The sequence below is a fragment of the Acrocarpospora phusangensis genome (genome assembly GCF_016862995.1).
Classification (GTDB): domain Bacteria; phylum Actinomycetota; class Actinomycetes; order Streptosporangiales; family Streptosporangiaceae; genus Acrocarpospora; species Acrocarpospora phusangensis.
In genome coordinates this window covers 16,525-43,299 of sequence record NZ_BOOA01000021.1, presented here as the reverse complement: position 1 = coordinate 43,299, position 26,775 = coordinate 16,525, and the positions used below count along the sequence as shown (strand labels likewise).

The 26,775-nt window shown below is 70.5% G+C and carries 23 protein-coding genes; 4 read left to right on the top strand and 19 right to left on the bottom strand.

Going from position 1 to position 26,775, the window contains the following annotated elements:
• The first annotated feature begins 67 nt into the window (after positions 1 to 67).
• The gene (locus Aph01nite_RS14865) at positions 68 to 3,220 is read left to right on the top strand and encodes a peptidoglycan DD-metalloendopeptidase family protein (protein ID WP_204041453.1); all 3,153 of its coding nucleotides are present in this window, start codon (positions 68 to 70) and stop codon (positions 3,218 to 3,220) included.
• A 57-nt stretch (positions 3,221 to 3,277) separates the two neighbouring features.
• Here Aph01nite_RS14865 and dnaE read toward each other — a convergent pair whose 3' ends face one another.
• From dnaE to Aph01nite_RS14810, 11 genes are all read right to left on the bottom strand, one after another.
• The gene (gene dnaE, locus Aph01nite_RS14860; RefSeq protein ID WP_204041452.1) at positions 3,278 to 6,859 is read right to left on the bottom strand and encodes a DNA polymerase III subunit alpha; all 3,582 of its coding nucleotides are present in this window, start codon (positions 6,857 to 6,859) and stop codon (positions 3,278 to 3,280) included.
• A 252-nt stretch (positions 6,860 to 7,111) separates the two neighbouring features.
• Positions 7,112 to 9,136 (bottom strand): DEAD/DEAH box helicase, encoded by a 2,025-nt coding sequence (locus tag Aph01nite_RS14855; protein WP_239161698.1) that lies wholly within the window; start codon positions 9,134 to 9,136, stop codon positions 7,112 to 7,114.
• A 364-nt stretch (positions 9,137 to 9,500) separates the two neighbouring features.
• The gene (locus tag Aph01nite_RS14850; RefSeq protein ID WP_204041451.1) at positions 9,501 to 9,869 is read right to left on the bottom strand and encodes a metal-sulfur cluster assembly factor; all 369 of its coding nucleotides are present in this window, start codon (positions 9,867 to 9,869) and stop codon (positions 9,501 to 9,503) included.
• The gene (gene sufU, locus Aph01nite_RS14845) at positions 9,869 to 10,300 is read right to left on the bottom strand and encodes a Fe-S cluster assembly sulfur transfer protein SufU (RefSeq protein WP_204041450.1); all 432 of its coding nucleotides are present in this window, start codon (positions 10,298 to 10,300) and stop codon (positions 9,869 to 9,871) included. Before sufU ends, Aph01nite_RS14850 begins: the two co-directional genes overlap by 1 nt.
• Positions 10,297 to 11,568, bottom strand: coding sequence for a cysteine desulfurase (locus tag Aph01nite_RS14840; protein WP_204041449.1), 1,272 nt, complete (start codon positions 11,566 to 11,568; stop codon positions 10,297 to 10,299). Before Aph01nite_RS14840 ends, sufU begins: the two co-directional genes overlap by 4 nt.
• Complete coding sequence (sufC, locus tag Aph01nite_RS14835; protein ID WP_204041448.1) at positions 11,568 to 12,314, bottom strand: Fe-S cluster assembly ATPase SufC; 747 nt, start codon at positions 12,312 to 12,314, stop codon at positions 11,568 to 11,570. The genes Aph01nite_RS14840 and sufC overlap by 1 nt, the downstream gene beginning before the upstream one ends.
• Positions 12,315 to 12,316: 2 nt before the next feature.
• On the bottom strand, positions 12,317 to 12,634 hold the full coding sequence (locus Aph01nite_RS14830; RefSeq protein ID WP_204041447.1) for a non-heme iron oxygenase ferredoxin subunit: 318 nt from the start codon (positions 12,632 to 12,634) through the stop codon (positions 12,317 to 12,319).
• On the bottom strand, positions 12,631 to 13,749 hold the full coding sequence (sufD, locus tag Aph01nite_RS14825; RefSeq protein ID WP_204041446.1) for a Fe-S cluster assembly protein SufD: 1,119 nt from the start codon (positions 13,747 to 13,749) through the stop codon (positions 12,631 to 12,633). The genes Aph01nite_RS14830 and sufD overlap by 4 nt, the downstream gene beginning before the upstream one ends.
• Positions 13,750 to 13,751: 2 nt before the next feature.
• Positions 13,752 to 15,164 (bottom strand): Fe-S cluster assembly protein SufB, encoded by a 1,413-nt coding sequence (gene sufB / locus Aph01nite_RS14820; RefSeq protein WP_204041445.1) that lies wholly within the window; start codon positions 15,162 to 15,164, stop codon positions 13,752 to 13,754.
• On the bottom strand, positions 15,161 to 15,892 hold the full coding sequence (locus Aph01nite_RS14815) for a helix-turn-helix transcriptional regulator (protein ID WP_204041444.1): 732 nt from the start codon (positions 15,890 to 15,892) through the stop codon (positions 15,161 to 15,163). Before Aph01nite_RS14815 ends, sufB begins: the two co-directional genes overlap by 4 nt.
• A 159-nt stretch (positions 15,893 to 16,051) precedes the next feature.
• Complete coding sequence (locus tag Aph01nite_RS14810; protein WP_204041443.1) at positions 16,052 to 16,822, bottom strand: VOC family protein; 771 nt, start codon at positions 16,820 to 16,822, stop codon at positions 16,052 to 16,054.
• 150 nt (positions 16,823 to 16,972) lie between these two features.
• On the opposite strand from Aph01nite_RS14810, the gene Aph01nite_RS14805 reads away from it, so the two are divergent.
• Together Aph01nite_RS14805 and Aph01nite_RS14800 are read left to right on the top strand one after the other, a co-directional pair.
• Positions 16,973 to 17,881 (top strand): ABC transporter ATP-binding protein, encoded by a 909-nt coding sequence (locus Aph01nite_RS14805; protein ID WP_204041442.1) that lies wholly within the window; start codon positions 16,973 to 16,975, stop codon positions 17,879 to 17,881.
• Positions 17,878 to 18,651: an ABC transporter permease gene (locus Aph01nite_RS14800; protein ID WP_204041441.1), complete on the top strand. Its 774-nt coding sequence runs from the start codon at positions 17,878 to 17,880 to the stop codon at positions 18,649 to 18,651. The genes Aph01nite_RS14805 and Aph01nite_RS14800 overlap by 4 nt, the downstream gene beginning before the upstream one ends.
• Here the strand turns inward: Aph01nite_RS14800 and Aph01nite_RS14795 are convergent.
• Together Aph01nite_RS14795 and Aph01nite_RS14790 are read right to left on the bottom strand one after the other, a co-directional pair.
• Complete coding sequence (locus Aph01nite_RS14795) at positions 18,638 to 19,333, bottom strand: GntR family transcriptional regulator (protein WP_204041440.1); 696 nt, start codon at positions 19,331 to 19,333, stop codon at positions 18,638 to 18,640. The two genes, Aph01nite_RS14800 and Aph01nite_RS14795, sit on opposite strands and share 14 nt — an antisense overlap.
• Before the next feature lie 41 nt (positions 19,334 to 19,374).
• Entirely contained in the window at positions 19,375 to 20,349 is a 975-nt protein-coding gene (locus Aph01nite_RS14790; RefSeq protein WP_204041439.1) for an SPFH domain-containing protein, read from the bottom strand.
• Between the two features lie 150 nt (positions 20,350 to 20,499).
• On the opposite strand from Aph01nite_RS14790, the gene Aph01nite_RS14785 reads away from it, so the two are divergent.
• Entirely contained in the window at positions 20,500 to 21,399 is a 900-nt protein-coding gene (locus tag Aph01nite_RS14785; RefSeq protein ID WP_204041438.1) for an EamA family transporter, read from the top strand.
• A 1-nt stretch (position 21,400) separates the two neighbouring features.
• Here Aph01nite_RS14785 and Aph01nite_RS14780 read toward each other — a convergent pair whose 3' ends face one another.
• The 6 genes from Aph01nite_RS14780 to Aph01nite_RS14755 form a co-directional block, all read right to left on the bottom strand.
• On the bottom strand, positions 21,401 to 22,078 hold the full coding sequence (locus Aph01nite_RS14780) for a GntR family transcriptional regulator (protein ID WP_204041437.1): 678 nt from the start codon (positions 22,076 to 22,078) through the stop codon (positions 21,401 to 21,403).
• A 131-nt stretch (positions 22,079 to 22,209) separates the two neighbouring features.
• A complete protein-coding gene (locus tag Aph01nite_RS14775) occupies positions 22,210 to 23,202 on the bottom strand; it encodes a proline racemase family protein (protein WP_204041436.1) in 993 nt (330 codons plus the stop codon).
• 1 nt (position 23,203) lies between these two features.
• On the bottom strand, positions 23,204 to 24,094 hold the full coding sequence (locus Aph01nite_RS14770) for a dihydrodipicolinate synthase family protein (protein ID WP_204041435.1): 891 nt from the start codon (positions 24,092 to 24,094) through the stop codon (positions 23,204 to 23,206).
• Positions 24,084 to 25,373 carry an FAD/NAD(P)-dependent oxidoreductase gene (locus tag Aph01nite_RS14765; protein WP_204041434.1) on the bottom strand — a complete coding sequence of 430 codons (1,290 nt, stop codon included), beginning with the start codon at positions 25,371 to 25,373 and terminating at the stop codon, positions 24,084 to 24,086. Before Aph01nite_RS14765 ends, Aph01nite_RS14770 begins: the two co-directional genes overlap by 11 nt.
• Positions 25,370 to 25,615, bottom strand: a complete 246-nt coding sequence (locus tag Aph01nite_RS14760) for a (2Fe-2S)-binding protein (RefSeq protein WP_204041433.1) — start codon at positions 25,613 to 25,615, stop codon at positions 25,370 to 25,372. Before Aph01nite_RS14760 ends, Aph01nite_RS14765 begins: the two co-directional genes overlap by 4 nt.
• Positions 25,612 to 26,724: an NAD(P)/FAD-dependent oxidoreductase gene (locus Aph01nite_RS14755; RefSeq protein ID WP_204041432.1), complete on the bottom strand. Its 1,113-nt coding sequence runs from the start codon at positions 26,722 to 26,724 to the stop codon at positions 25,612 to 25,614. The genes Aph01nite_RS14760 and Aph01nite_RS14755 overlap by 4 nt, the downstream gene beginning before the upstream one ends.
• Positions 26,725 to 26,775 lie beyond the last annotated feature (51 nt).

The following is a 26,775-nucleotide window of genomic DNA, read 5'->3' as shown; positions in this document are numbered from 1 at the left end:
GCGGTCTTTCCGGGCCTTCCGCGTGCTGCCAGCGTCACGGTCAACGACGACCAACGGAGGGTCCCGCATGCTCCTCACCAGATTCCGGCGGGTGGTCATTCTCTCGGTCGCGGTGTGCCTCGGCTCACTGCTGACCGCCCTGCCCGCCGCACCCGCCCACGCGGCCGACGCCGCGGAACTCGATCTGCGCCTGCCCTGGCAGTCCGGACAGCATCCGGTCACCCAGGGCTTCGACTGCTCCTTCAGCCACGGCGGCGCCTACCCCTGGGACCGCTACGCGCTCGACTTCGACATGAACGTGGGCACACCGGTCACCGCCGCCTTCGGCGGCACGATCAGCCACATCGAGGACAACGACGGGTACGGCCACGCCATCCTGCTCCGCAGCGGCCCGTGGGTAGCGACCTACGGGCATCTGAGTAACCGCATCGCCCCCACCACCGTACAACGCGGCCAGGTGATCGGCTGGTCCGGCAATTCCGGCTGGTCGACCGATCCCCACCTCCACTTCAACCTCAGGTACGGCGGCAGCGGCCTCACCGACGGCACGCCCGTGAAGCCGCAGCCGATGAGCGGTTACGCGGACTTCGACCGGATCGGGTGCGGGACCAGCCATGAGTACCACCCCGAGGGCGACCTGCCCGGCGGCTGGTGGCTCGGCCCCACCCCGGGCGACCCCGTCACCGGCACCGCCGTACGAAGCCCCGGAACCACGCTGGAGATCAACTTCCGGGGCGCCGACAACGGCAACCAGGGGCTGGATCGCATCCTTCTCACCATGTACCAGCCGGGAGTGGGCTGGAGCACCATCTTCACGAAATCGGCCGGAGGGGCGGCTCAGCAGGACGCGTACACGACCCGGCAGATGCCGAACACGCCGTACATCCTGGTGAGCGCCGACGTCTACGCCAAGAACGGACGGATCCAGAAGGCCCCCAACGGGTGGCGCAAGATCTGCCGGTCGGCTCCCTGCGAGCGCCGCCCGGACGACGGCGGCGTGACCAACCCCGGCGGGGGCGGAGGCGGCGGAGGGGGGCAGCCCGACTGCACGCCGGGCCAGTACCAGGCGGCCGTCTTCACCGACGCCAACTACGGCGGCAGCTGCGTGCTGAAGGGCATGGGCGAGTACCCCAACCCGGAGTCCATCGGCCTGCCCAACGACAGCATCACGTCGATCAAGGTGGGGAGCGGGGCCAATGTGCGACTGTGCGACAACGCGGGGTTGAACAGCCCGTGTGAGTATTTCAGCGCCAGCGACCCCGATCTGGCGAACAACTCGATCAACACGAACACGGTCTCGTCGATGAAGGTCGAAGGCGGGGCGCCGACCACGGGATGCGCGCCCAACGACAGCCAGGTGGCCTTCTTCGTGAACGAGAACTACCAGGAGACCTGCATCATCAAGGAGGTCGGGCGGTACGAGGACCCGGCGGCGATCAACCTCCCGAACGACTCCATCTCCTCGCTCAAGGTGGGCAACCGGGTGAAGGTGCGGGTGTGCGACAACGCCGGCATGAACAGCCCCTGCGAGTACTTCGACTACGACGACGCCAACCTCGCCAACAACATGATCAACACCAACACGATCTCTTCGGCCGAGGTGGAGCTGCGTGGCGGCATCGCCTTGTGCGACGGCACGAATTACGGCGGCCCGTGCAAGTGGTTCGGTGTCGGCAAGTACAACATGCAGGAGCACGGCTTCAACGACATCACCGAGTCGGTTCGCTACGACGACAACTGGGCGAACCTGTACCACATCGTGCTGTGGACCGAGCGCGACCAGACCGGCAACCCGGCCCACTACGACAACAGCGTCGCCGAATTCGACGTCGGCACCGCGATGCGCAACCGCGTGCGGTCCATCGAGATCTACAAGCACACGCCGCCGAACTCGGAAATCATCGCCCCCGCCAACGGGACGGTGTTCCCGGCCAGTACGACCAGCGTGCAGCTCAGCTACCAGCACGGCCCGGAGAAACGCGTGCACGTGTGGAGCGACGGCTACGACTACCAGTCCACCTGGGCGTCAGGCGACAGCCGTACCGTGACCGACCTCTTCCCCGGCACCTACAGCTGGCAGGTCCAAGGCCGTAACCAGGTCGGCGAAGGGGCGTGGAGCCCGATCAGGACCTTCACCGTCAACGCGCCGCCGGTGGTGGCGGGCGGCAGCCTGACCATGGAGGCGGGCACCACCACGGAGGTCGAGATCCGCGCGGACGACCACGAGCGGTCGTCGCTGGTCCTCACCGCCGAGGACCTGCCGGGCTTCGCCACGTTCGCCGACGAGGGAGACGGCGTCGGCACCCTGACCCTGGAGCCGGGGCCGGGAGACGCCGGGGAGCACGTCATCACCGTCCACGCCGACGACGGCGCCCTCACCGGCAGCGGGACGATCACGGTGACGGTGTCGGCGGGCGCGGGCGCGTACGTCTTCGAGGACTTCCAGCAGGGCGCGGGCGCGTGGTGGAAGAGCGGCGACGTGACGGCGGCGAACGGAGTCATGCGCATCGTCACTCCCGCCGGCGGGGCCGCCGAGACCTCGAAGAACGCCGGCACCGCCGCCCTGGCCGGCCACGACGCGATCAAGCTCAGGCTGGACCTCAACGGCGCCACGCTGCTCGGGGCCGACGCGTCGGCGCTCTACCTCGACCAGGGCGGCGGCTGGAAGTTCGTACCGCTCGCCGGCCATGTGGACCAGGGCCACGACGGATGGCAGGACGTCACCGTTCCGCTGACCGCCTTCCAGGGATTCGACAAGTCCCAGCCGTTCGCCCGCCTCGGCTTCCGCTTCTGGACCCCGGCCGCCGAGACACTGGAGCTCGACGAGATCGCCTTCACCGGCGGCGGAACCCCGGCGGGCGTGGAACTCCTGCCCGAACCCTGGCACCTGACCGGGTCCAACGGCGCCGATGAGGAGTACCAGGAGTTCGACCCCGGCCTCCTGGAGGGCAAGACGGTCCTGCGGGTCACCTACGACCTGCACGGCCTGCAGGCCATCGGCGGCGACGCCTCCGCGATCATCTTCGACCAGGGCGGCTGGCGGTTCGCCAGCCTCGCCGACTACGGCCAGAACGGCCACGACGGGGAGCAGACCGTGGACATCCCGCTGGCCGACTTCGACGGCCTCGACCTCGGCGAGCCGACCGAGGGCATGCTGCACACCCGCTTCTGGTACGGCAGCCCGTTCACCGTGGACATCCTCAGCGTCCGCGCCCTCTGACGCGCCCGGGGTGGCCGGCCCGAGTAACTCGGGCCGGCCGCCCCGGGACGTGAGGCGTCAGGGGCCGATCAGGGCGTTGGCGCCGAGGAGGACCTTGATGTCGCCGGCGAAGGCGCCGTTGGTGATGTTGACGGCGTAGTCGGGGAGTTCGAGGAGGTTGGTTTTGCGGTTGAGGCGTTCGACGCGGATGCGGACCGGGGTGTCGCCCGAGTGGACCGTGAGGATGCGTTTGAGTTCGCTGACCAGGTCCTTGGTGATGCGTTCCTCGCGGAGGGCGATGACGACGGGCTCGCGGCCGTCGGCCTGGATGCCGGAGATGTCGAGAAAGGTGATGTCCATGGCGTTGAAGGACACCGTGGCCTCTTCGCCGTCGCCGCGGGACCGGATCCGGCCGGTCACGGAGACGACCAGGTCGGGGGCGAGGTTGCTGCCGTAGAGCTGGTAGGTGTTGGGGAAGCAGGGGACCTCGATGGAGGCGTCGTGGTCCTCGATGGTGAGGATGGCCCAGACGTCGCCCTTCTTGGTGACCTTCTTGTCGACGCCGGAGATGATGCCGGCGATGCGGACGTTGCCGAAGCCCGCCTGGCCGTCCAGGATCTGGGCGACGGTGAGGTCGCGGTTGCGCTCCAGGACACGTTCGGCGCCGTTGAGCGGGTGGTCGGAGACGTACAGACCGAGCATTTCGCGTTCGAAGGAGAGCTTGGTCTTCTTGTCCCATTCGCCTTCGGGCACCGTGACGTGGAAGACGCTGCCGTCGCCGCTGTCCTCGAAGGCGCCGAACAGGGAGTCCTGCCCCATGGCCTCCTTGCGTTTGACGTCGATGACCGAGTCGATGGCCTGGTCGTGGATCTGCACGAGGCCGCGGCGGGGGTGGCCGAGGCCGTCGAAGGAGCCCGCCTTGATCAGCGACTCGATGGTGCGCTTGTTGCAGACGACCTGGGGGACCTTGGTGAGGAAGTCGTTGAAGTCGGTGAAGACGCCCTTGGCCTTGCGGGCGGAGATGATGCCGTTGATAGCGTTCTCGCCGACGTTCTGGATCGCGCCGAGCCCGAACCGCACGTCCTCGCCGACGGCGCTGAACTGCAGCCCCGACTCGTTGACGTCGGGCGGCAGCACCTTCAGCTTCATGCGGCGGCACTCGGCCAGGTAGATCGCCATCCGGTCCTTGTTGGTGCCGACCGAGGTGAGCAGGGCGGCCATGTACTCGGCCGGGTAGTTCGCCTTGAGATAGGCCGTCCAGTACGACACCAGCCCGTAGCCCGCCGTGTGGGACTTGTTGAACCCGTACGAGCTGAAGGGTTCGAGGACGTCCCAGACGGCCTTGGCGGCCTCCTCGGTGTAGCCCTTGGAGACCATCCCGGAGGAGAAGGTGGCCCACTGCTTGTCCATCTCCTCCTTCTTCTTCTTGCCCATCGCCCGGCGCAGGATGTCGGCGCCGCCGAGCGTGTAGCCCGCCAGCTGCTGCGCGATGGCCATGACCTGCTCCTGGTAGACGACCAGGTGGTAGGTCGTGCCGAGAATCGGCTCCAGGGCCTCCTTGAGGGCCGGGTGGATCGGCTTGATCTCCTGCTGGCCGGCCTTGCGCAGCGCGTAGTTGGTGTGCGCGTTGGCGCCCATCGGGCCGGGCCGGCCCAGCGCCAGGACGGACGAGATGTCCTCGAACCGGGCCGGGGCGATCAGCTTGGTCAGGTCGCGCATCATCGAGCTGTCGAGCTGGAAGACGCCGAGCGTCTCGCCGCGGGCCAGCAGCTCGTAGGTCTTCTCGTCGTCCAGCGACAGCTTGAGCATGTCCAGGTCGACGGCCCGGTTGCTCTTCACGTTCTGGATCGCGTCGCCGATGACGGTGAGGTTGCGCAGGCCGAGGAAGTCCATCTTCAGCGCGCCCATGTTCTCGCTGCTGGGCCCGTCGAAGCCGGTGATGCGGGCGCCGTCGTCGGGGCGCATGAAGATGGGCATGACGTCGATCAGCGGCTGCGAGGACAGGATGACGCCCGCCGCGTGCACGCCGGTGCCCCGGGTCAGCCCTTCCAGGCCGAGCGCGGTGTCGATGACCTGCCGGACGTCCTGGTCGTCCTCGTAGAGTTTGCGTAGCTCGGTGGCCTCGGCGTAACGGGCGTGCTTCTCGTCGAAGATGCCGGTGAGCGGGATCTCCTTGCCCATGACGGCGGGCGGGAACGCCTTGGTGATCTTCTCGCCGACCGGGAAGGGGTAGCCGAGGACGCGCGCCGCGTCCTTCACGGCCGCCTTCGACTTGATCGTCATGTAGGTGATGATCAGCGAGACGTTGTCCTCGCCGTAACGCTCGGTGACGTATCTGATCATGTCACCGCGCCGGCGCTCGTCGAAGTCCAGGTCGACGTCGGGCATGGAGATTCGTTCGGGGTTCAGGAACCGCTCGAACAGCAGCGAGTGCTCGATGGGGTCGAGCTCGGTGATGCCGGTCACGTAGGCGACCATGGAGCCGGTGGCGGAGCCTCGGCCGGGGCCGACCCAGATGCCGTTGTCCCGCGCGTACTGACAGATGTCGGCGACGACGAGGAAGTAGCCGGGGAAGCCCATGTTCTCGATGACGCCGAGCTCGTACTCGATGCGCTCCAGCACCTCGGCGGGGACGGGTTCGCCGTAGCGGCGCACGGCTCCGCGCTGGGTCTCCTTGCGCAGCCAGCTCATCTCGGTCTCGCCCTCGGGGACCGGGAACTTGGCGGCCAGGTCGCGGTGCTTGAACACCTCGTCATACGGCTCGACGCGCTCGGCGATCACCAGGGTGTTCTTGCAGCCCTGCGCCCACAGTTCCGAGGTCGGGTCCAGCGCCCACATCTCCTCGGCGGAGCGCACGTAGTAGCCGTTGCCGGAGAAACGGAACCGGCTGGGGTCGCTGATCTGGGAGTTGGTGCCGACGCAGAGCAGGGCGTCGTGCGCGGTGGACTGGTCTTCCGTGACGTAGTGGGAGTCGTTGGTGACGAGCGGCGGGATGCCGAGCGTCTTCCCGATCCTGAGCAGTTCCTCGCGGACCCCCGTCTCGATGGGGATGCCGCCGTGATCCATGATCTCCAGGAAGTAGTTGTCCCTGCCGAAGATCTCCTGGTACTTGGCGGCGTGCTCGAGTGCCTTGTCGTACTGCCCCAGCCGGAGGCGGGTCTGGACGGCGCCGGACGGGCAGCCGGTGGTGGCGACGATGCCCTCGTGATACTGCTCGAAGAGTTCGTCGTCCATGCGCGGATACTTCTTCATGTGGCCTTCGAGCGAGGCCAGCGACGAGATCCGGAACAGGTTGCGCAGCCCCTGCGCGTTGACCGCCCACATCGTCTTGTGCAGGTACGTCCCGCTGGCCGAGACGTCGCCGCCCAGGCCGGTCCGCTCGTCGGACTTGCGCTGGTGCGGCTCCCCCCAGAAGACCGGCCGCTTGTGGTGCCGGGACTCGGGGCTCACGTAGCCCTCGATCCCGATGATCGGCTTCACTCCGGCCGCGGTCATCTTGTTCTGGAACTCGTACGCCCCGAACATGTTGCCGTGGTCGCTCATGGCGATCGCGGGCATCCCCAGCTCGGCCGCCCTGGCGGCCAGCTTGCCGATCTTCGCCGCCCCGTCCAGCATCGAGTACTCGGTGTGAACATGCAGGTGAACGAACGAGTCAGCCACAGGTGATCTTGGCCTTTCGAGCACGGGACGGACAGGCCCCCAAACTCTATCGACCCCGACCGACAAGACTGATGCCCTAACCCGGATTACACCGAATCAAGCCGAATGTCCCGCGCGCTGAGAAACGCCCACGCGGCGGACCAATGACGAAACCGCCGCCGCGAAGAGTCGCGGCGGCGGTTTCGTGCCAAGAGCCGTTTCGTGCCAAGAGCCGTTTCGTGGCCAGAGCGGTTTCGTGGCCAGAGCGGAGGGTCAGCGGCCGTGGCGGCTGCCGGAGTGGCCGCCGGGGCGGCCGCCCTGGCGGAAGCCGCCGCCCGTGCGGGGGCGGAAGCCGCCGCGCTGCTCGGGGCGGCCCTCGCGGGAGTCGGAGCGGCCTTCGCCGTTCCAGCCGCCGCGCGTCTCGGTACGGGGACGGTCCCCGCCCTGGTAGGAGCCGCGGTTGTCGTTGCCCCGGTATCCGCCGCGCTCGCCGCGGTCCTCGAAACGGCGTCCGCCGTCCCGGTCGCCGGTGAACGGACGGCCCCGGCCGGCCGGGCGGTTGGCGCTGAACGGCCGGTCGCCCCGGTCCTGACGGTCGTACGCGGGCCGGTCGTAGGACGGACGGTCGTAAGACGGCCTGTCGTAGGAGGGCCGATCGTAAGACGGACGGTCGTTGGCGAAGCCGCGCCGGTCGTCCCGGCCGTACGAGCGACCGTAGGGCCGGTCGTTCGAACGCTCACCGGAACGCTCGTAAGGACGGTCGCCCGCACGCTCGAAGGGGCGGTCGGAGCGGTCGTAGGACCGGTTCTCGCGGGGGCGGTCGCCGTTGACCGTGCGGGGGCCGCGGTCGTCGCGGTACTGGCCGCGCGGACCGGCGTTGTCGCGCCGGCGCGACTCGCCGTCCTCCGCCGGGCGGCGGAAGTCGTCGGACCGGTTCCGGTCGCCGAACCGGCGCGGACGCCGCTCGCCGTCGCCGAAACCGCCGCGCGGGCCGCGGTCGTCGCGCTTGGGCCGCAGCGGCTTGCGCACGTCGGGCTCCCAGACGGGGATGGACTCGCCGGACGGCTCCTGCGCGCCGGCGATCTCCGCCAGCACCGGGTCGCCGGGCGTGACCTTGTGCCGGGACGGGTTGATCCCGGCCCGCCGTGCCATCGCCTCGGTGGTCCGCCGCTCGTTCGGCATGACCAGCGTGACCACGGAGCCGCGCTCCCCGGCCCGTGCCGTACGGCCGCCGCGGTGCAGGTAGCTCTTGTGGTCGGCCGGCGGGTCGATGTGCAGGACCAGGCTCACGTCGTCGACGTGGATGCCGCGGGCGGCCACGTCGGTGCAGACGAGCACCTGGACGTTGCCCTCGCGGAACTCGCCGAGGATGCGGGTGCGCTGGTTCTGGCGCTTGCCGCCGTGCAGGCCGCCGGCCTTGACGCCGACGCGGGCGAGCTGCTTGACCACGCGGTCCACCCCGTGCTGGGTGCGGACGAACATGATCGTACGGCCCTCGCGCGCCGCGATCTGCGCGGTGACGTCGGGCTTGTCGTGGAAGGTGACCTGGAACATGTGGTGTTCCATCAGCTCGACCGGCGAGGTGGCGGGCGCGAGCGAGTGGGTCACCGGGGCGGTGAGGAAGCGCTGGACGAGCTTGTCCACGTCGCCGTCGAGGGTGGCCGAGAAGAGCAGGCGCTGGCCGTCGGCGGGGGTCTCCTCCAGGATGGCGCTGACCACGGGGAAGAAGCCGAGGTCGCACATGTGGTCGGCCTCGTCCAGGATGCTCACCTGGACGTCCTCGAGGGAGCACTCGCCCTGCTCCATGAGGTCGGTGAGGCGGCCGGGCGTGGCCACGACGACCTCGACGCCGCGGCGCAGGGCCTCGATCTGCTTGCCCATGGACATGCCGCCGACGACGGTCTTCATGCGCAGGCTGAGGCCGCGGCCGAGCGGCTCCAGCGCGTCGGCGACCTGGAGGGCCAGTTCGCGGGTGGGCACCAGGATGATCGCGCGGGGGCGGCGCGGCTGCGCCTTCTCGCCGGCGATCCTGGCCATCATCGGCAGGCCGAAGGCGAGGGTCTTGCCGGAGCCGGTCTGGCCGCGCCCGAGCACGTCGTGGCCGGCCAGGATGTCGGGGATGGCGGCCCGCTGGATCGGGAACGGCGCGTGGATGCCGGCGCGCGCCAGGCCGGAGACCAGGGGGCGGGGCAGACCCAGCAGGGAGAACTCCGGCACAGCGGGAGTCTCCTCGGGGGCTTCCACAACGGCGTCCAGGTCGCGGGCGTCGCCGGGCATGGCAGGGTCAAGCGTGGTCACGAAGTCGTGCCTTTCCATAGAAGATGACGTGCCGCAGCACGGGCGTGGGCGCGTCACTTCTGCGTAAGGACGAGCCAGGCGGTCCGGGCGGCCTGAGGCCGTACCGGATGAGGCACCCCTTCCAGGTGCCGGACGGTGCCGGTTCTGCGCACCGCCCCGGTGGCCGGGGATCCGTCCCCGGCCAGGTCGACGCCACTTCAGCGTGGCGCGAAGTCTGCTCAGCAGTGTGCAGGTGCCGCGGTTCACAGTCGCGGCGCGTGGTCACTGGTCGTGACCGGACCCAGCGGCCTTGGAAGCCGGGGTCCGGATTATGTTACCCCGGATTTCCGGTCGTCATGACCATTCAGCGTTCGGAGAGTGACGTTCAGACGTTGAAGCCCAGCATGCGCAGCTGGTCCCGGCCCTCGTCGGTGATCTTGTCGGGGCCCCACGGTGGCAGCCAGACCCAGTTGATGACCACGCCGGAGACCAGGTCGGCCAGGGCCGAGTTGGCCTGGTCCTCGATGACGTCGGTGAGCGGGCAGGCCGCGCTGGTGAGCGTCATGTCGATGGTCGCGATCGGCCGCTCGCCCTCGGCGGCGGGGTCCAGGTTGATGCCGTAGATCAGGCCCAGGTCCACGACGTTGATCCCCAGTTCGGGGTCGACGACGTCCTTCAGGGCCTCCATCACGTCGTCCAGGGCCAGGTCGCCGTCGTAGGCCGCAGCGGTCGGCGTCTCAGTCGGCTTGCTCATCAGGAACTCCTCACCACAGCGTCCTTGTATGCCATCCAGGCCAGCAGCGCGCATTTCACCCGCGCGGGGAACTTGGCCACCCCGGCGAACGCGACCGCGTCACCGAGCACGTCCTCGTCGGCCTCGACGGTGCCCCTGCCCTGCATCAGGCGGGTGAACTCGTCGACGACCGCGAGCGTCTCCTCGACGGTGTTGCCGGCGGCCAGTTCGTGCAGCACCGACGCGGCGGCCTGGCTGATCGAGCAGCCCTGCCCTTCGTACGACACGTCGGCGACCTTGCCCGACTCCACCTTCACCCGCAGCGTGATCTCATCGCCGCAGGTCGGGTTGACGTGGTGCACCTCGGTGTCGTACGGCTCCCGCAGGCCACGCCCCTGCGGGTGCTTGTAATGCTCCAGGATCAACTCCTGGTACATCGATTCCGCGATCATTCGAACACTTTCTGCACATGGCGAAGCCCGCGAACCAGGGCGTCGATCTCGTCGGTGGTGTTGTACAGATACAGCGAGGCCCGCGTCGTGGCGGGAATCCCGAACCGCAGATGCAGCGGCCGCGCACAGTGATGCCCCACCCGTACGGCGATCCCGAACACGTCGTCAAGGATCTGCCCCACATCGTGCGGATGTATGTCGAAACCGCCCGGCGTCTTGAGGGTGAAGGACACCGTGCCGCCGCGCGCCACCAGCGTGCGGGGACCGATCACCGTCAGGCCCGGGATCTCCGCCAGGGCGTCCAGCGCGTACCCGGTCAGGTGCTGTTCCCAGGCCTTGACCTGGGGCATGCCCACCTCGGTCAGGTAGTCCACCGCGGCGCCCAGGCCGACGGCCTCGACGATCGGGGGCGTGCCCGCCTCGAACTTGTGCGGAATCGGCGCGAACGTCGCGCGGTCCATCCAGACCGCCTCGATCATCTCGCCGCCGCCGAGGAACGGCGGCATCGCGTCCAGCAGCTCCGACCGGCCCCAGAGCACGCCGATCCCGGAGGGACCGACCATCTTGTGCCCGGTGAAGGCGACGAAGTCGACGCCCAGCTCGGTCACGTCGACCGGCTTGTGCGGCACCGCCTGGGAGGAGTCCAGCAGCACCAGGGCGCCCACCTGGCGGGCGCGCGCCAGGATGGGCGAGATCGAGTTGACCGTGCCCAGCACGTTGGACTGGTGCGCGAACGCGACGATCTTCGTCCGCTCGTTGACCAGCTCGTCCAGGTTGGACAGGTCCAGCCGGCCCTCGTCGGTGACGCCGAACCAGCGCAGCGTGGCGCCGCCGCGCTGGGCCGCGAACTGCCACGGCACGATGTTGGAGTGGTGCTCCATCTCGGTGATGACGATCTCGTCGCCGGGGCCGAGCCGGAACCGCTCATCCGTGTTGAGCGGGTTTCCGAAGGCGTACGCGACGAGGTTGATGGCCTCGGAGGCGTTCTTGGTGAAGACCACCTCGTCCCGCGAGGGCGCGCCGATGAAGGCGGCCACCTTGTCGCGGGCGTTCTCGTACGCCTCCGTGGACTCGGCGCCCAGTGCGTGGTGGGCCCGCCCGACGTTGCTGTAGTGCAGCGCCAGATGGTCCCGCATGGCGTCGATCACCTGGACCGGCTTCTGCGAGGAGTTGCCGGAGTCCAGGTAGATCAGCGGCCGGCCGCCGGGCAGCTCGCGGGAGAGGACCGGGAAGTCCTTCCTGATCCGCTCCACGTCAAGACCGTTCATCAGTGCGCGGCCTTCGTGTAGGCCTCGTAGCCCTCGTCCTCCAGCTTCTCGGCCAGCTCGGGCCCGCCCTCCTCGACGATGCGGCCGTTGGCGAAGACGTGCACGAAGTCGGGCTTCACGTAGCGCAGGATGCGGGTGTAGTGCGTGATCAGCAGCACCCCGGTGTCGCCGGAGCCGCGGAACCGGTTGATGCCCTCGGACACCACGCGCAGCGCGTCCACGTCCAGGCCGGAGTCGGTCTCGTCGAGCACGGCGATCTTCGGCTTGAGCAGCTCCAGCTGGAGGATCTCGTGCCGCTTCTTCTCGCCGCCGGAGAAGCCCTCGTTGGTGTTGCGGGTGGCGAAGGAGCTGTCGATGGCCAGCGCGTCCATGCCGTTCTTCAGGTCCTTGGCGAACTCGCGCAGCTTGGGGGCCTCGCCGCGGACGGCGGTGACGGCGCTGCGCAGGAAGTTGGAGACCGAGACGCCCGGCACCTCGACGGGGTACTGCATGGCCAGGAAGAGGCCGGCGCGGGCCCGCTCGTCCACGGACATGTCCAGCAGGTCCTCACCGTCCAGCAGGACCCGCCCGGAGGTGATCGTGTACTTGGGGTGCCCCGCGATCGCGTACGCGAGGGTGGACTTGCCGGAGCCGTTGGGGCCCATGATGGCGTGCGTCTCCCCCGAGCGGACCACCAGGTCGACCCCCTTGAGGATCTCCTTGTCGCCGACGGAGACGTGCAGGTCGTGAATCTCAAGCGTGGACACGGTTATGACTCCTTCGAGAGCGAGACATACACGTCGTCGCCGTCGATCTTGACTTGGTAGGTGGGGACGGGGCGGGTGGCGGGCGGCCCCGTCGGCTTGCCGGTGGCCACGTCGAAGCAGGAGCCGTGCAGCCAGCATTCGAGCGTGCCGTCGTAGACGTCGCCCTCGCTCAGCCGGACCTCGGCGTGCGAGCAGACGTCGTGCAGCGCGTACACCCGCTCGCCGGAGCGGACCACCGCGACCGGGGTGCCGTCGACCTCGACGGGGATGACGCCCTCGTCGGGGATGTCGGCCAGCTTGCAGACCTTCTCGAAAGTCATCGGGTGAGCTCCGCCTCCACCGCCGCCAGCACGCGCTCCTGGACCTCGGGGACCTCGATGCGCTGGATCAGCTCGTTGAAGAATCCGTGCACCACCAGCCGCCGGGCCTCCATCTCGGGGATGCCGCGGGCCTGGAGGTAGAACAGGTGCTCGTCGTCCAGCCGGCCGGACGCGGAGGCGTGGCCCGCGCCGGTGATCTCACCGGTGAGGATCTCCAGGTTGGGCACCGAGTCGGCCCTGGCCCCGTCGGTGAGGAGCAGGTTGCGGTTGAGCTCGTAGGTGTCGGTGCCGGTGGCCTCGGCGCGGATGATGACGTCGCCGATCCAGACGGTGTGCGCGTCGTCGCCCTGCAGGCCGCCCTTGTAGATCACGTTGCTGCGGCAGTCGGGGATGCTGTGGTCTACCAGCAGCCGGTGTTCCAGGTGCTGGCCGCCGTCGGCGAAGTAGAGGCCGACCAGCTCGGCGTCGCCGCCGGGCCCGGCGTAGCCGACCCGCGGGGAGAGCCGGACCACGTCGCCGCCGAGGGTCACCACGATCGACTTGAAGGTGGCGTCCCGGCCGACCAGCGCGGTGTGCTGGGACAGGTGGACCGCGTCGCGGTCGCCGTCCTGTACGGCCACGAAGACGACCTTCGCGCCGTCCCCGACCAGGAACTCCACGTTCCCTGCCCGGACGCCGGTCCCGGTGTGGGTGAGCACCACCACGACCTCGGCCATCGGCTTGACGTCCACCACCAGGTGGCTGAAGAGCGTGCCGCCCTGGCCGTGCACGTCGATCCTGATCGGCTCGGCGGGCACCGCCTCGCGCGCCACCGTGATCACGGTCGCCTGCTCGAACGACGCGAACGCCTGGGCGGCGACCCGGTCGGCGGGCTTGCCGGCCGCGCCGACCCGGGAGTCCTCCCGGCCGACCAGCTCGGAGGTGACGCCCTCGGGCAGCGACAGCTCCACCTTGTCGGCGCCGTCGGCGACGGCGGAGCCGTCGTGCAGGCCCTTCAGGCGGGACAGCGGCGTGAACCGCCACTCCTCCTCGCGCCCGGTCGGGACCGGGAAATCGGCGAGGTCGTATGACGCCTTCTCGTGCAAGGTGACGAGAGGCTTGGTCTCCAGGCCCATCGTTAGCCCACCGCTCCTTCCATCTGCAGTTCGATGAGCCGGTTGAGCTCCAGCGCGTACTCCATCGGGAGCTCCCGCGCGATCGGCTCGACGAAGCCGCGCACGATCATCGCCATCGCCTCGTCCTCGCCCAGGCCGCGGCTCATCAGGTAGAAGAGCTGGTCCTCGGAGACCTTGGACACGGTCGCCTCGTGGCCCATGGAGACGTCGTCCTCCCGCACGTCCACGTACGGGTAGGTGTCGGAGCGGCTGATCTGGTCCACCAGCAGCGCGTCGCACTTCACCGTGGAGGCGGATCCGGCCGCGCCCTCCTCGATCTGCACCAGCCCGCGGTACGACGTGCGTCCGCCGCCCCTGGCCACCGACTTGGAGATGATGGTGGAGGAGGTGTTCGGCGCGAGGTGCACCATCTTGGCCCCGGCGTCCTGGTGCTGGCCCTCACCCGCGAACGCGACCGAGAGGGTCTCGCCCTTGGCGTGCTGGCCCATCAGGTAGACGGCCGGGTACTTCATGGTGACCTTGGAGCCGATGTTGCCGTCGATCCACTCCATGGTAGCGCCCTCGTACGCCACGGCGCGCTTGGTGACCAGGTTGTAGACGTTGTTCGACCAGTTCTGGATGGTCGTGTACCGGCAGCGGGCGCCCTTCTTCACGATGATCTCGACGACCGCGGAGTGCAGGGAGTCGGAGGAGTAGATCGGCGCGGTGCAGCCCTCGACGTAGTGCACGTACGAGTTCTCGTCGACGATGATCAGGGTGCGCTCGAACTGGCCCATGTTCTCGGTGTTGATCCGGAAGTAGGCCTGGAGCGGGATCTCCACGTTGACGTTCGGGGGCACGTAGATGAAGGAGCCGCCGGACCAGGTCGCGGTGTTGAGCGCGGCGAACTTGTTGTCGCCGACCGGGATGACGGTGCCGAAGTACTCCTTGAAGAGCTCCTCGTGCTCGCGCAGGCCGGTGTCGGTGTCGACGAAGATGACGCCCTTCTCCTCAAGGTCCTCACGGATCTTGTGGTAGACGACCTCCGACTCGTACTGCGCGGCGACGCCGGCGATGAGGCGCTGCTTCTCCGCCTCGGGGATGCCGAGTTTGTCGTAGGTGTTCTTGATGTCCGCGGGCAGCTCGTCCCAGGACGCGGCCTGCTTCTCGGTGGAGCGCACGAAGTACTTGATGTTGTCGAAGTCGATGCCCGTGAGGTCGGAACCCCAGGTGGGCATGGGCTTCCGCTCGAACAGCCGCAGGCCCTTCAACCGCAGATCGAGCATCCACTCCGGCTCGTTCTTGAGCCCGGAGATGTTGCGGACGACGTCCTCGGAAAGGCCACGGCGCGCCGCGGCTCCCGCGGCGTCCGAGTCGGACCAGCCGAACTTGTAGTTCCCGAGGCCTTCCAGCTCCGGGCGGTCGGTGATAGTCACCTTCCGGACTCCTTGCTCTCTCTGTTCTGCGGTCTAGGGCTTACATGGGTGGTGCAGATGCCATCGCCGTGCGCGATGGTGGCCAGGCGCTGCACGGGCGTGCCCAGGAGCTGCGCGAACGCCTCGGTCTCGGCCTCGCACAGCTGGGGGAACTCCGCGGCCACGTGCGCGACCGGGCAGTGGTGCTGGCACAGCTGCTCGCCGCCGGTGCCGGTCTTGCTCGCCGAGGCCGCGTAGCCGTCGGCGGACAGGGCCTCGGCCAGCACCCGCAGCCGCTGGTCCTCCGGCGCCTCGCGGATGACCGGTGTCAGGCGGGCGACCAGGGCGGACACCTGCGATCTGGCGAAGTCGGCCACGGCCTCGCCGCCGAGGCGCTCCGCCAGGAAGCGCAGGGCGCTCCCGGCCAGGTCGTCGTAGGCGTGCTCGAAGGCGCTGCGGCCGGCGTCGGTGATGCCGAACAGCTTGGCCGGGCGGCCGCGGCCGCGCTGGCCGCGCTGCCTGGCCGTTCGGGGTTCTATCATGCCTTCGGCCAGCAGCGCGTCGAGATGGCGGCGGACGGCGGCGGGGGTGAGCCCGAGCCGTTCGCCGAGCGCCGCGGCGGTCACCGGCCCGTGCTCCAGGATGAGCCGGGCCACGCGGGCACGGGTCCCGCGCTCGGCCGGCGGCACGACGGAGGGCCGCGAGGCCGCGGTCTCCCTGGTGTTCGCCGTCCCGGTCACGTATTTCACAACATCAGTGTGGCGTAATTCCTTCCCGCGGCACAAACGGAAGCCCGATACGCGAAGAATGTAATTTGTCACGCAGGTAAGCCTTACCTAACCTGCGGAAACGTTCCAGGGCACGCCGACCGGACCGGGACCGCGCGGTGTCCCGGCCCGCCGTTTCCGCTAGCTCTGTTCCCAGACGGCGAAGGCCGCGCCCTGCGGGTCGGCGAACACCGCGAACCGCCCCATCCCGGGGATGTCCTTCGGTCCGTAGAGCTGCCGGGCGCCCAGTCCTCCCGCCGCCGCGACGGTGGCGTCCAGGTCCGTGGCGCCGAAGTAGACCAGCCAGTGCGCGGGCACCCCGGCGGGGAACCTCTCCCCCATCGGCATCATGCCGGCGACCGTCTCCCCGGCCATCATGAACATGGTGTAGGTCATCGTGTCCATCTGCCGGGTCTCCGCCGTCCAGGCGAACACCTGGTTGTAGAAGATCTTGGCGGCGTCGACGTCGCGGGTGGCCAGCTCGACCCAGTTGAGCGTGCCCGGCTCCCCGGCCACCTGGGCGCCGGGGTGGCGGTCGGACTGCCAGACGCTGACGAACGCGCCGGTGGGGTCCTTGCAGACGGCCATGGTGCCCTCGTCCATGATCTCCATGGGCTCCACCACCACCGTGCCGCCGGCCTCCCGTACGGACTGGGCGGTCTTGGCCGCGTCCTCGCTGGCGAAATAGGTGTTCCAGGTGGTGGGCTGGCTGTCGGCCAGGGTACGGGCGATGCCGGCCACCGCCTTGCCCGCGCGGCGGAACATGCCGTACCCGCCGGCCTCGGGCCGGTCCTTGAACTCGGCCGTCCAGCCGAACAGCTGTCCGTAGAACTCCACCGACCGCTGGACGTCGGCGCTGGCCAGGTCCACCCAGCAGGCCGTACCCGGGCGGTACTTCGTGAACTCCGGCATGGCGATCACCCCTCTCGGTGCACCACAGGGACAACTCCAGCGTTACACGTCATTTGTCCGGAAATCTGCGGACTTTACGGGATTCCAGGCAAGGGTTTACCCGGTACGCCGGAGGCGGGAGCGGCCCGGTGACTCCCTAAACTCGTAGACATGATTTCCCCTGCCGTCGAGATCACCGGCCTGGTGAAGCGGTACGGGCGGACCACAGCCGTCGACGGGCTGACCTTGAGGTGCGCTCGTGGCGAGGTGACGGCGATCCTGGGCCCCAACGGCGCGGGCAAGACGTCCACGATCGAGATCTGCGAGGGGTTCCTGCGCTTCGACGCGGGCTCGGTGCGGGTGCTCGGCCTGCCGCCGGGCGATCCCGGCCTGCGGGCCAGGGTCGGGATGATGCCGCAGTCCGGCGGGGTGCCGCAGGCCATCAGGGCGGGCGAGTGGCTGCGCCTGGTGTCCCGCTTCCACGCCCGCCCGATCCCGGCCGGCGCGCTGCTGGAGCGGCTGGGGCTGGCCGAGCACGCGCGCACGCCCTTCCGGCGGCTGTCGGGCGGGCAGCAGCAGCGCCTGTCGCTGGCCGCCGCCGTGATCGGCCGTCCCGAGCTGGTCTTCCTGGACGAGCCGACGGCGGGTCTCGACCCGCAGGCCAGGCACGCCTGCTGGGAGGTCGTGGGCGAGCTCCGGCGGGCCGGGGTGTCGGTGGTGTTGACCACCCACTACATGGACGAGGCGGAGCGCCTCGCCGACCACGTCGCGATCATCGACCGGGGGCGGGTGGTCGCCGAGGGCAGTCCCGCCAGCCTCACCGGCGCGGAGCGCCAGCTGCGCTTCCGCGCCCGGCCGGGCCTGGACCTGGACGAGCTGCTGTCCGCCCTGCCGCCGGGCAGCGCCGCCAAGGAGTCCCCGGCGGGCCACTACATCATCGAGGGCGTGGTCGACCCCTCGCTGCTGGCCACGGTGACCGCCTGGTGCGCCACCGAGGGCGTGACGACCGAGGACCTGAGCATCGAGCGGCGCACCCTGGAGGACGTGTTCCTCGAACTCACCGGAAGAGAGCTCAGATGACCCCCGCGACCGTCCTGGACTTCACCCCGGCTCCGGGGGCCGCGCCGCTCGGGCGCATGGTGGCCGCGCAGGCGGGGGCCGAGATCCGGGCGATGCTCCGCAACGGCGAGCAGCTGCTGCTGACCATGATCATCCCGGTGCTGCTCCTGGTCGGCTTCTCCAAGGCCCCGCTCCTGGACGTGCCGGGCGAGCGGGTGGACTTCGTGGCCCCCGGCGTACTGGCCCTGGCCGTCATGTCCACCGCGTTCACCGGCCAGGCCATCGCCACCGGCTTCGAACGCCGGTACGGCGTGCTTAAGCGCCTGGGCGCCACCCCGCTGTCCCGTATCGGCCTGATGCTGGCCAAGACGCTGGCGGTGCTGACGGTGGAGGCGCTCCAGGTCGTGGTGCTGGTGCTGGTGGCCCTGACGCTCGGCTGGTCGCCGACCGGCAATCCGCTCTGGGCGGCCCTGCTGATCCTGCTGGGGACGGCGGCGTTCAGCGGCCTGGGCCTGCTGATGGCCGGGACCCTGCGCGCCGAGGCCACCCTGGCGGGGGCCAACCTGGTCTACCTGGTGATGCTGGCGCTGGGCGGCGTCGTGCTCCCGCTCTCGGCCTACCCGGCCGCGGTCGAGCCCTTCCTGGGGTTCCTGCCCCTCGGGGCCTTCACGACCGGCATGCGCGCGGTGCTCGCCGAGGGCGGCGGGCCGCCCTGGACGGCGCTGTGCGTGCTCGCGGCCTGGGCGGCGGCGTCCCTGGCGCTGGCGGCCAGGACCTTCAGATGGGAGTGACCGCCGCGGCGCACGCGGCCAGCAGCAGCCGTTCGGCCTCGTCCAGGTAGGTCGCGAGCAGGTGCTCGGCCTCCGCGTCCCGGCCCGACTCCAGCAGGGCCAGCAGGTCGCGGTTGCGCGGCAGGAAGGGCGCGTGCAGCGCGCGCGGGTCCATGGCGTGGAAGACCAGGCGGAGCTCGGCCAGGGTCTGGGCCATCATCGCGTTCACCCGCCGGCTGCCCAGCAGCGACGCGATGATCTGGTGGTAGCGCAGGTCGGCGGTGCCGACGTCGAGCCAGTGGCCCTTCCCGGCGGCCGTCTCGGCGTCGGCGACCGCGTCCCGCAGGGCGGCCAGGGAGACGGGGTCCTTGTCCGGCCGGCGTACGGCGGCGCCCTCGATCATGCGTCGGACCCGGTAGATGTCGGCGACGTCGGCCGGGGACAGGACGCGCACGTAGACGCCCCGGTTGAGCTTGTGCTCCAGCAGCCGCTCGTGGCCGAGCAGGCGGAACGCCTCCCGCAGGGTGTTGCGGGAGACCTCCAGCTCCGCGGCCAGCTCGTCCTCGACCAGGCGGCTCCCGGGCAGCAGGCCACCCTGGGTGACCCGCCGCCTCAGGATCGCCGCGGCCCATTCGGCCGTGCTGCTGCGGACCCGGATCGGGCGTGTCTCCTCATAGTCGTCCGAGGAGCCTCGTTCACTCACGGTCAGCAGAAAATCACTAGTCGGTCCTCGTTGTCGACTCCCTACTTGCCCGCGGCGTTGACGCCCTCGGGATTGCCGGGCGCGTAGACCGTGATGCCGTCCGGCAGCGCACTGATCTTGTCGATCTCCACGCAGGCGGGGCAGGCCTCGTAGCCCTTCTGACGGGCCCGGTTGGCCTCCGCCTCGGCCTCGGCGCTGGTCACCATCGCCTGGCCGTCGATCTTGGCCCGTTCGGCCTCCGCCTCGGCCTCGCGGATGCCCGCCTGCGCCCCCTGCGCGGTGGAGATGCTCTGCTGGACCTCGGTGGGCAGGGTGATCCGTACCAGGTTGAACCGGAACCCGGTCAGGTACGGCCCGCCCAGCATGGCCTGGATCTCCCGTTCCAGGCTGGCGTTGACCCCGGACTGCACCCGGGCCAGGTTGGCCAGGCCGACGTCCGGCTCGGGGGTGGCGGCGCCGTTGAGGAAGGCGCAGGTGGGCACCAGTTCCTGGCAGCGCAGGCCCCCGATCTGCACGCGCAGGGCGTTGTAGATGACCGGCCGGACCGCCTGGCCGAAGAAGGCGCTCCACCCTTCGTCGCCGTCCCAGGCGTAGAGCATGTCGTCGTCCTCGCCGATGTACGTGCGGGTCCCGTACCGCTCGTCGAAGGCTTTGAGGGTCTCGTGGTCGAGGTTGAGGCTGAAGTAGAGCGTGCCCTCCACGCCCACGTTGACGCCGTCGCCGCTGGGCACGACGACCTCGTCCACGCCGAGCGTGGTGGCCCGCTTGGGGTCCGAGGTGATCGTGTAGATGCGCTGCTGCGCCGGGTAGGCGTGGGCGCTGGACCAGAAGCCGGTCCAGGTGGGCCCGGTGGCCGGGTTGAGGACCTGGCGGATGCCGCTGTCGTCCAGGGGGCCGCCGTCGCGGATGACGGTGACGACCCCCGCCTCCGTCTGGGTGAACCCGGTCGTGTACGTGATCAGTGCGATGAGCCCGGTGAGGGCGGCGAGTAAGACTCCGATCGTAGATCTGGCCATAAGTTCAATATAAGGATTGTTCAACAATCTGATAAGAGGAAAAATCCAGACGCGACCGTCCTCGTGGCCCGATGAGTGGTATCCGGCCGTTCGCCCAGATTGCGAAGGCTTTACCATTGAGGGCCCGCTCATTCGTGGAGGAGTCGCCTGGTGTCCGCCGAGACCGTTTCCGGGTCCGCACGGCCGTATCGGAACCGGATCGGGTCCGGGGTCAGGGCCGCGTTCGACGCCGTGCCGCCGTCCGGGCTGGTGCTGCTGGGGATCCTGTCGGTCCAGGTCGGGGCGGGACTGGCGAAGAACCTGTTCACCGTGCTGCCGCCCAGCGCGGTGGTGTTCCTGCGGATCAGCACGGGCGCGCTGGTGCTGCTGGCGGTCGCCCTCCCCCGCCTGCGCGGCCTCAACCGCGGGGACCTGCTGGCGGGTACGGCCTTCGGCGTGAGCCTCGGCCTGATGAACCTGTCGTTCTACGAGGCGCTGGCGCGGCTGCCGATGGGGGTCGCGGTCTCGATCGAGTTCCTCGGCCCGCTGACGGTCGCGGTGGTGGCGTCGCGGCGCAGGCTGGACCTGCTCTGGGTGCTGCTGGCGGCGGCCGGGATCGTCCTGCTCGCGCCGTGGGGGGACCTGGCGGGGGCCAGCTGGGCGGGCATCGGGTTCGCGCTGGCCGCGGGCGCGCTCTGGGCGGCCTACATCCTGCTGTCGGCGTCGGTCGGGCGGCGGTTTCCCGGCGCGACCGGCCTGTCGTTCGCGATGCTGGTGTCGGCGCTGGTCAGCGCCCCGGTCGGGATCGCCGCCGGGGGCGTGGACCTGTTCAGGCCCGAGATCCTGCTGCTCGGGCTGGGCGTCGGGCTGCTGTCGTCGGTCATTCCGTACACGCTGGAGCTGGAGGCGCTGCGGCGCATGCCGAAGCGGGTGTTCGGCATCCTGATGAGCCTGGAGCCGGCCGCCGCCGCCCTGGTCGGGCTGTTCGTGCTGGGGGAGATCCTGCACGTGCGCGAGTGGGCGGCGATCGGCTGCGTGGTCCTCGCCTCGATCGGCGCCACCAAGACCTGAGTTATTCGGGCTTGTTGGCCCAGATCCCCCGTACGTGCTGGATGTGGTGGTTCATGATGTCCTCCGCGGTGGCGCGGTCGCCGCGGATGAGGGCGTCGAGCAGGTCGATGTGCTCGTGCGCCGAGTGGGCCAGCAGGCCGCGGTCGGCCAGGCCCTTCAGCCCGTAGAGCCGGGCGCGGGCGCGCAGGTCGCGGACCACCTCCACCAGGCGCACGTTGCCGGACATGCCCAGCAGCTCCAGGTGGAAGCGGAGGTCGGCGTTGACGTAGGTGAGCAGGTCGCCGCGGACGGCGGCGGTGACGATCTCGCGGGCCAGCGGCCGGAGCCGCTCCAGCTCGGCGGCGCGGGCCGGGTCGGCCAGCCGCGCCACGGTGGGCACCTCGATCAGCTTACGGAGCTCGGTGATCTCGTCCAGGTCCCGCTCGGACATCTCGGTGACCCGGAAGCCCTTGTTGCGCACGGCCTCGACCAGGCCCTCCTTGGCCAGGTCCAGCATGGCCTCCCGGACCGGGGTGGCCGACACCCCGAACTGGGCGGCCAGCACGGGGGCCGAGTAGACCACCCCCGGCCGCATCTCCCCCGCGACAAGGGCGCCCCGCAACGCCTGGGCGACCTGCTCGCGCAGGCTCAGCCGCTCCCCGACCGCCGGCAGGCCGAGCCCGTCAGCTCCCGCAGCCATCCCACTCCCCACTCGCGCACTCCCTGCCAGCATGACATCCGTTCCAGGGCTTTCCGGCGCCGGAAGGGTTCCGGCTGGATGGCCAAAGAGGGATCGTACCGTTTCGCATCAGGACAAACGGCATCAGGACGTCAGAGCAGGAATCCTTTTGGGAACGGGTCAGACGGATCGAGGAAATATTGGGCGGTGCCGGTGACCCAGGCCCGGCCGGTGATCGTCGGGACCACGGCCGGGTGGCCGCCGACGGTGGTCTCCTCGATCAGGCGTCCGGTGAAGCGGGTGCCGATGAAGGACTCGTTGACGAAGTCCGTACCGACGGGGAGTTCGCCGCGGGCGTGGAGCTGGGCCATCCTGGCGCTGGTGCCGGTGCCGCACGGGGAGCGGTCGAACCAGCCGGGGTGGATGGCCATGGCGTGGCGGGAGAGCCGGGCGTCGGAGCCGGGGGCGACGAACTGCACGTGGTGGCAGCCCCTGATACCCGGGTCGAGCGGGTGCACGGGTTCGGGAATGGCGTCCATGATTGCCAGCCCGGCGTCCAGGATCTGCTGTTTGTACGCCCGGTCGAACGGAAGCCCGACGGCCTCGATGGGGATAATCGCGTAAAAATTCCCGCCATAGGCGAGGTCATAGGTTATTTCGCCATATCCGGCCACTTTTACGGTCTGGTCCAAGGCGACGCTGTAGGACGCCACGTTCTGGATCGTGACCGACCTCGCGGCCCCGTCCTCGACGGCGACGGACGCGGTGACCAGTCCCGCCGGGGTGTCCAGGCGGATCGTGGTGACCGGCTCGGTCACCTCCACCATGCCCGTCTCGACCAGCACGGTGGCCACGCCGATCGTGCCGTGCCCGCACATGGGCAGGCAGCCGGACACCTCAATGAAGAGCACCCCCCAGTCGGCGTCCGGGCGGGTGGGCGGCTGGAGGATGGCGCCGCTCATGGCCGCGTGCCCGCGCGGCTCGTACATGAGCAGGGTGCGCACATGGTCCAGCTCGGCCATGAAATGCTCCCGGCGCTCGGCCATGGTGGCGCCCGGGATCACCCCGACTCCCCCGGTGATGACCCGGGTGGGCATGCCCTCGGTGTGCGAGTCCACCGCGTGGAAGACACGTTTGGTCCGCATGTCAGCGCAGTCCTTCCGCCAGGCACTTCTCGGTCGCCGCCCGGACCGCGGCGTCCTGGTCGGCGAGCAGCGGCTGCCTGGGCGGGCGGCAGCCGCCGCCCCGGCGCCCGGCCAGGTCCATGGAGAGTTTGATGGCCTGCACGAACTCGGTCCTGGCGTCCCAGCGCAGCAGCGGATGCAACGCACGGTACAGGGGCAGGGCGGTCTCCAGGTCCCCGGCCACCGCCGCCCGGTAGAGGGCCGCCGTGGACTCGGGCAGCGCGTTCGGGTAGCCGGCCACCCAGCCGACCGCCCCGGCCAGGGCCAGTTCGAGCAGCACGTCGTCGGAGCCGACCAGCAGGTCGAGGCCGGGCGCCAGCTCCGCGATCTCGTACGCCCTGCGCACGTCGCCGGTGAACTCCTTGACCGCCACGATCAGCCCCTCGGCGTGCAGCCGCGCCAGCAGCCCCGGGACGAGGTCGACCTTGGTGTCGATCGGGTTGTTGTACGCGACGACGGGCACGCCCGCCCCGGCCACGATCCGGTAGTGCTCCAGCACGGCCCGCTCGTCGGCCCGGTACGCGTTGGGCGGCAGCAGCATGACCGCGCCGCATCCGGCCTCGGCGGCCTGCTCGGCCCAGCGCCTGGCCTCGTGCGCGCCGTACGCGGCGATGCCCGGCATGACCCGGTCCGCCCCGATCGCCGCGACGGCGGTCTCCACGACTCGGGCGCGCTCCTCGGGGGTGAGGGTCTGGTACTCGCCCAGCGAGCCGTTGGGCACGACGCCGTCGCAGCCGGAGGCGACCAGCCAGCGGCAGTGCTCGGCGTACGCGTCGAAGTCGACGGACAGGTCGGGGTTGAGCGGGAGCGCGGTGGCGACCATCACGCCGCGCCACGGCTTCTCACGGGACATCGGGGCTCCTCCGGGGGTGGGCGGCCAGATCCTGCAGGGTGATGGGCTGGGCGATGGGGCGGCGCGGCGGGGGCGGGTCCTCACCGGCCAGGCGGGCGACGGCGTAGCCGCACATCCGGCCCTGGCACCAGCCCATGCCTGGCCGTGCCAGCAGCTTGATCGACCGCGCGTCGGTGGCCCCCAGGTCGCGGGCGTCCTCGATGTCCCGGTACGGGACCTCCTCGCACCGGCAGACGAGCGTGTCGTCGCGCAGCCAGGTCCGCCAGCCGTCGCGGACGGGGAACACCTCGTGCAGCAGCCGGGCGAACTCCCTGGCCCGGTCGCGGCGGCGGGCCAGCCGCTCCGGGAGCGGCGTGCCGAGGACGGCGCAGGCGGCGGCGAGCCCTTCGAGTTCGGCCAGTTCCGCGCCGCCGACGCCGGTGGTCTCGCCGGCCGCGTACACGCCGGGGACCGAGGTGCGCTGCCCGGCGTCGACCGCGACGACGGGGGTGCCGTCGGGGTCGCGGGTGGTGGCGCAGCCGAGCTGCACGGCCAGGTCCAGCTGGGGCGTGAACCCGTAGCCGACGGCGAGCGTGTCGCAGGCGATCTCCCGGGTGCCGAGCACCCGCCAGTCCCTGTCGATGTCGGCGACGGTGACTCCGGTGAGCGCGTCGTCCCCGTGCGCGGCGACGACGGCCTGTCCCCGGTGGTACGGCACCCGGTGCCGCGCGAGGCGCAGGCCGTATCCGGCGCCCTGGACGGCTCTGGCGGGGTGGCGGGCCAGCGCGCCCAGCCGGTGGGACGCCTCGAACACGCCGGCGACGCGGGCGCCGGCGGCGGCCAGTCCCGTCGCGACGGGAAGCAGGAAGGGCCCGGTCCCGGCCACCACGATCCGGCGGCCCGCCACCACGAGGTTCCCCTTGAGCAGGGCCTGGGCGCCTCCGGCGGTCAGCACGCCGGGCAGGTCCCAGCCGGGGAACGGCAGGACGCGGTCGTGCGCGCCGGTGGCGATCAGCAGCCGCTCGGCGGTCAGGGTGCCGCCGTCGTGGTGCACGGAGAAGCCCGGCTCCACCGCCCAGACCCGGCGGCCCAGATGCAGGTCGGCCCTGGTCAGCCGGTCGCGCAGCCGGAGGAAGTCCTGACTGGGCGGGCCCGCGCCGGGCGGCGGCTGGCGGTGGAACTGGCCGCCGAGCCGGGGCGCGCCGTCGATCAGGGCCACCCGCAGGCCGCCACGCGCCGCCGCGCCGGCCGCCGCCATGCCGGCCGGTCCGGCTCCGATGACCGCGAGGTCGTACCTCATGACGGGGTCACCTCGTCTCCCGGAGCGGCGACCCGCAGGCAGGCGCGCACGCCGGACTCGCCGTTGACGGTGAGCAGGCAGTCGAAGCAGACGCCGATGCCGCAGAACAGGCCGCGCGGACGGCCGTTCACCCGCGTGGTGCGCCAGGACCTGATCCCGGCGGCGTGCAGGGCCGCGCCGATGGTCTGACCGGGTGTGACCGGGATCGGCCGCCCGGAGAAGACGATCTCGAAGCCGCTCATGCGAACCTCTCGGGACGGAACGGGAAGAGGTCCAGCGGCGGGGCCGCGCCGGTGAGGAGCCGGGAGATCAGCAGGCCGGTGGCCGGGGCGAGGCCGATGCCCGCGCCCTCGTGTCCGGTGGCGTGGAAGAGACCGGGCGCACGCGGATCCGGGCCGATCACCGGGAGATGATCCGGGCAGTACGGCCGGAAGCCGCAGTACGCCCGGATGACCTGCCGGCCGGCGAGGGCCGGGAAGAGCGCGACGGCCTGCGCGGCCAGCCTGGCCAGCACCGGATACGACACCGTCCGGTCGTAGCCCACGCGTTCCCGGGAGGCCCCGATGAGCACGGTCCCGGCCGGCGTGCCCTCCACCACGGCCGAGGTCTCCAGGCCCTCGTCCTCGCTGGCCACGTTGGTGACGTACGCGGCGGTGTAGACCTTGTGCCGGATCAGCGGCTCCGGCAGGGGTTCGGTCACCAGGATGAAGCCGCGCCGGGGCAGCACCGGCAGCCGGATCCCGGCCAGCGCGGCGACGTCGCCCGCCCAGGTGCCCGCCGCGTTCACGACGGCTCCGGCGCGCAGGTCGCCCTCGTCGGTGCGCACCCCGGTGATCCGGTCCCCCGACCGGGTGAGACCCGTCACCCGTACGCCCGTGCGGACCTGGGCGCCGCTGGCGCGCAGCAGGCGGGCGGCGGCCAGCATGGGCTGGACCTGCGCGTCCTGCGGGTAGTACACGGCCCCGGCCAGCCCGGAGGTGATGTGCGGTTCGTAGTCCTGCGGCTCCACCCCTGCGGCCCGTACGCCGCTGGACTCCTGCTTGGCGGCGAGACCGGTCAGCGCGGTCATGGCCTCGGGCGTCTCGGCGACGACCAGGCCGCCCTTCGGCTCGTGCTCGAAGCCGCCGACGTCGGCGGCCAGCCCGGCCCAGAGCCCGGACGACAGCAGCGCCAGGTCCAGTTCGGGCCCCGGTTCCTTGTCGGAGACCAGGACGTTGCCCTCCCCCGCCCCCGTGGTCCCGCCCGCGACCGTGCCCTGGTCCACGACGGTGACGCCGAGGCCGGCCCGCGCGGCGTAGAGGGCGCACGCGGCCCCCACGACCCCCGCCCCGATCACCACCACGTCCGGCATGAAGGTAAAATGTCACATGCCACCGGGTGCCCGCAAGAGCGTGAGGGCGAA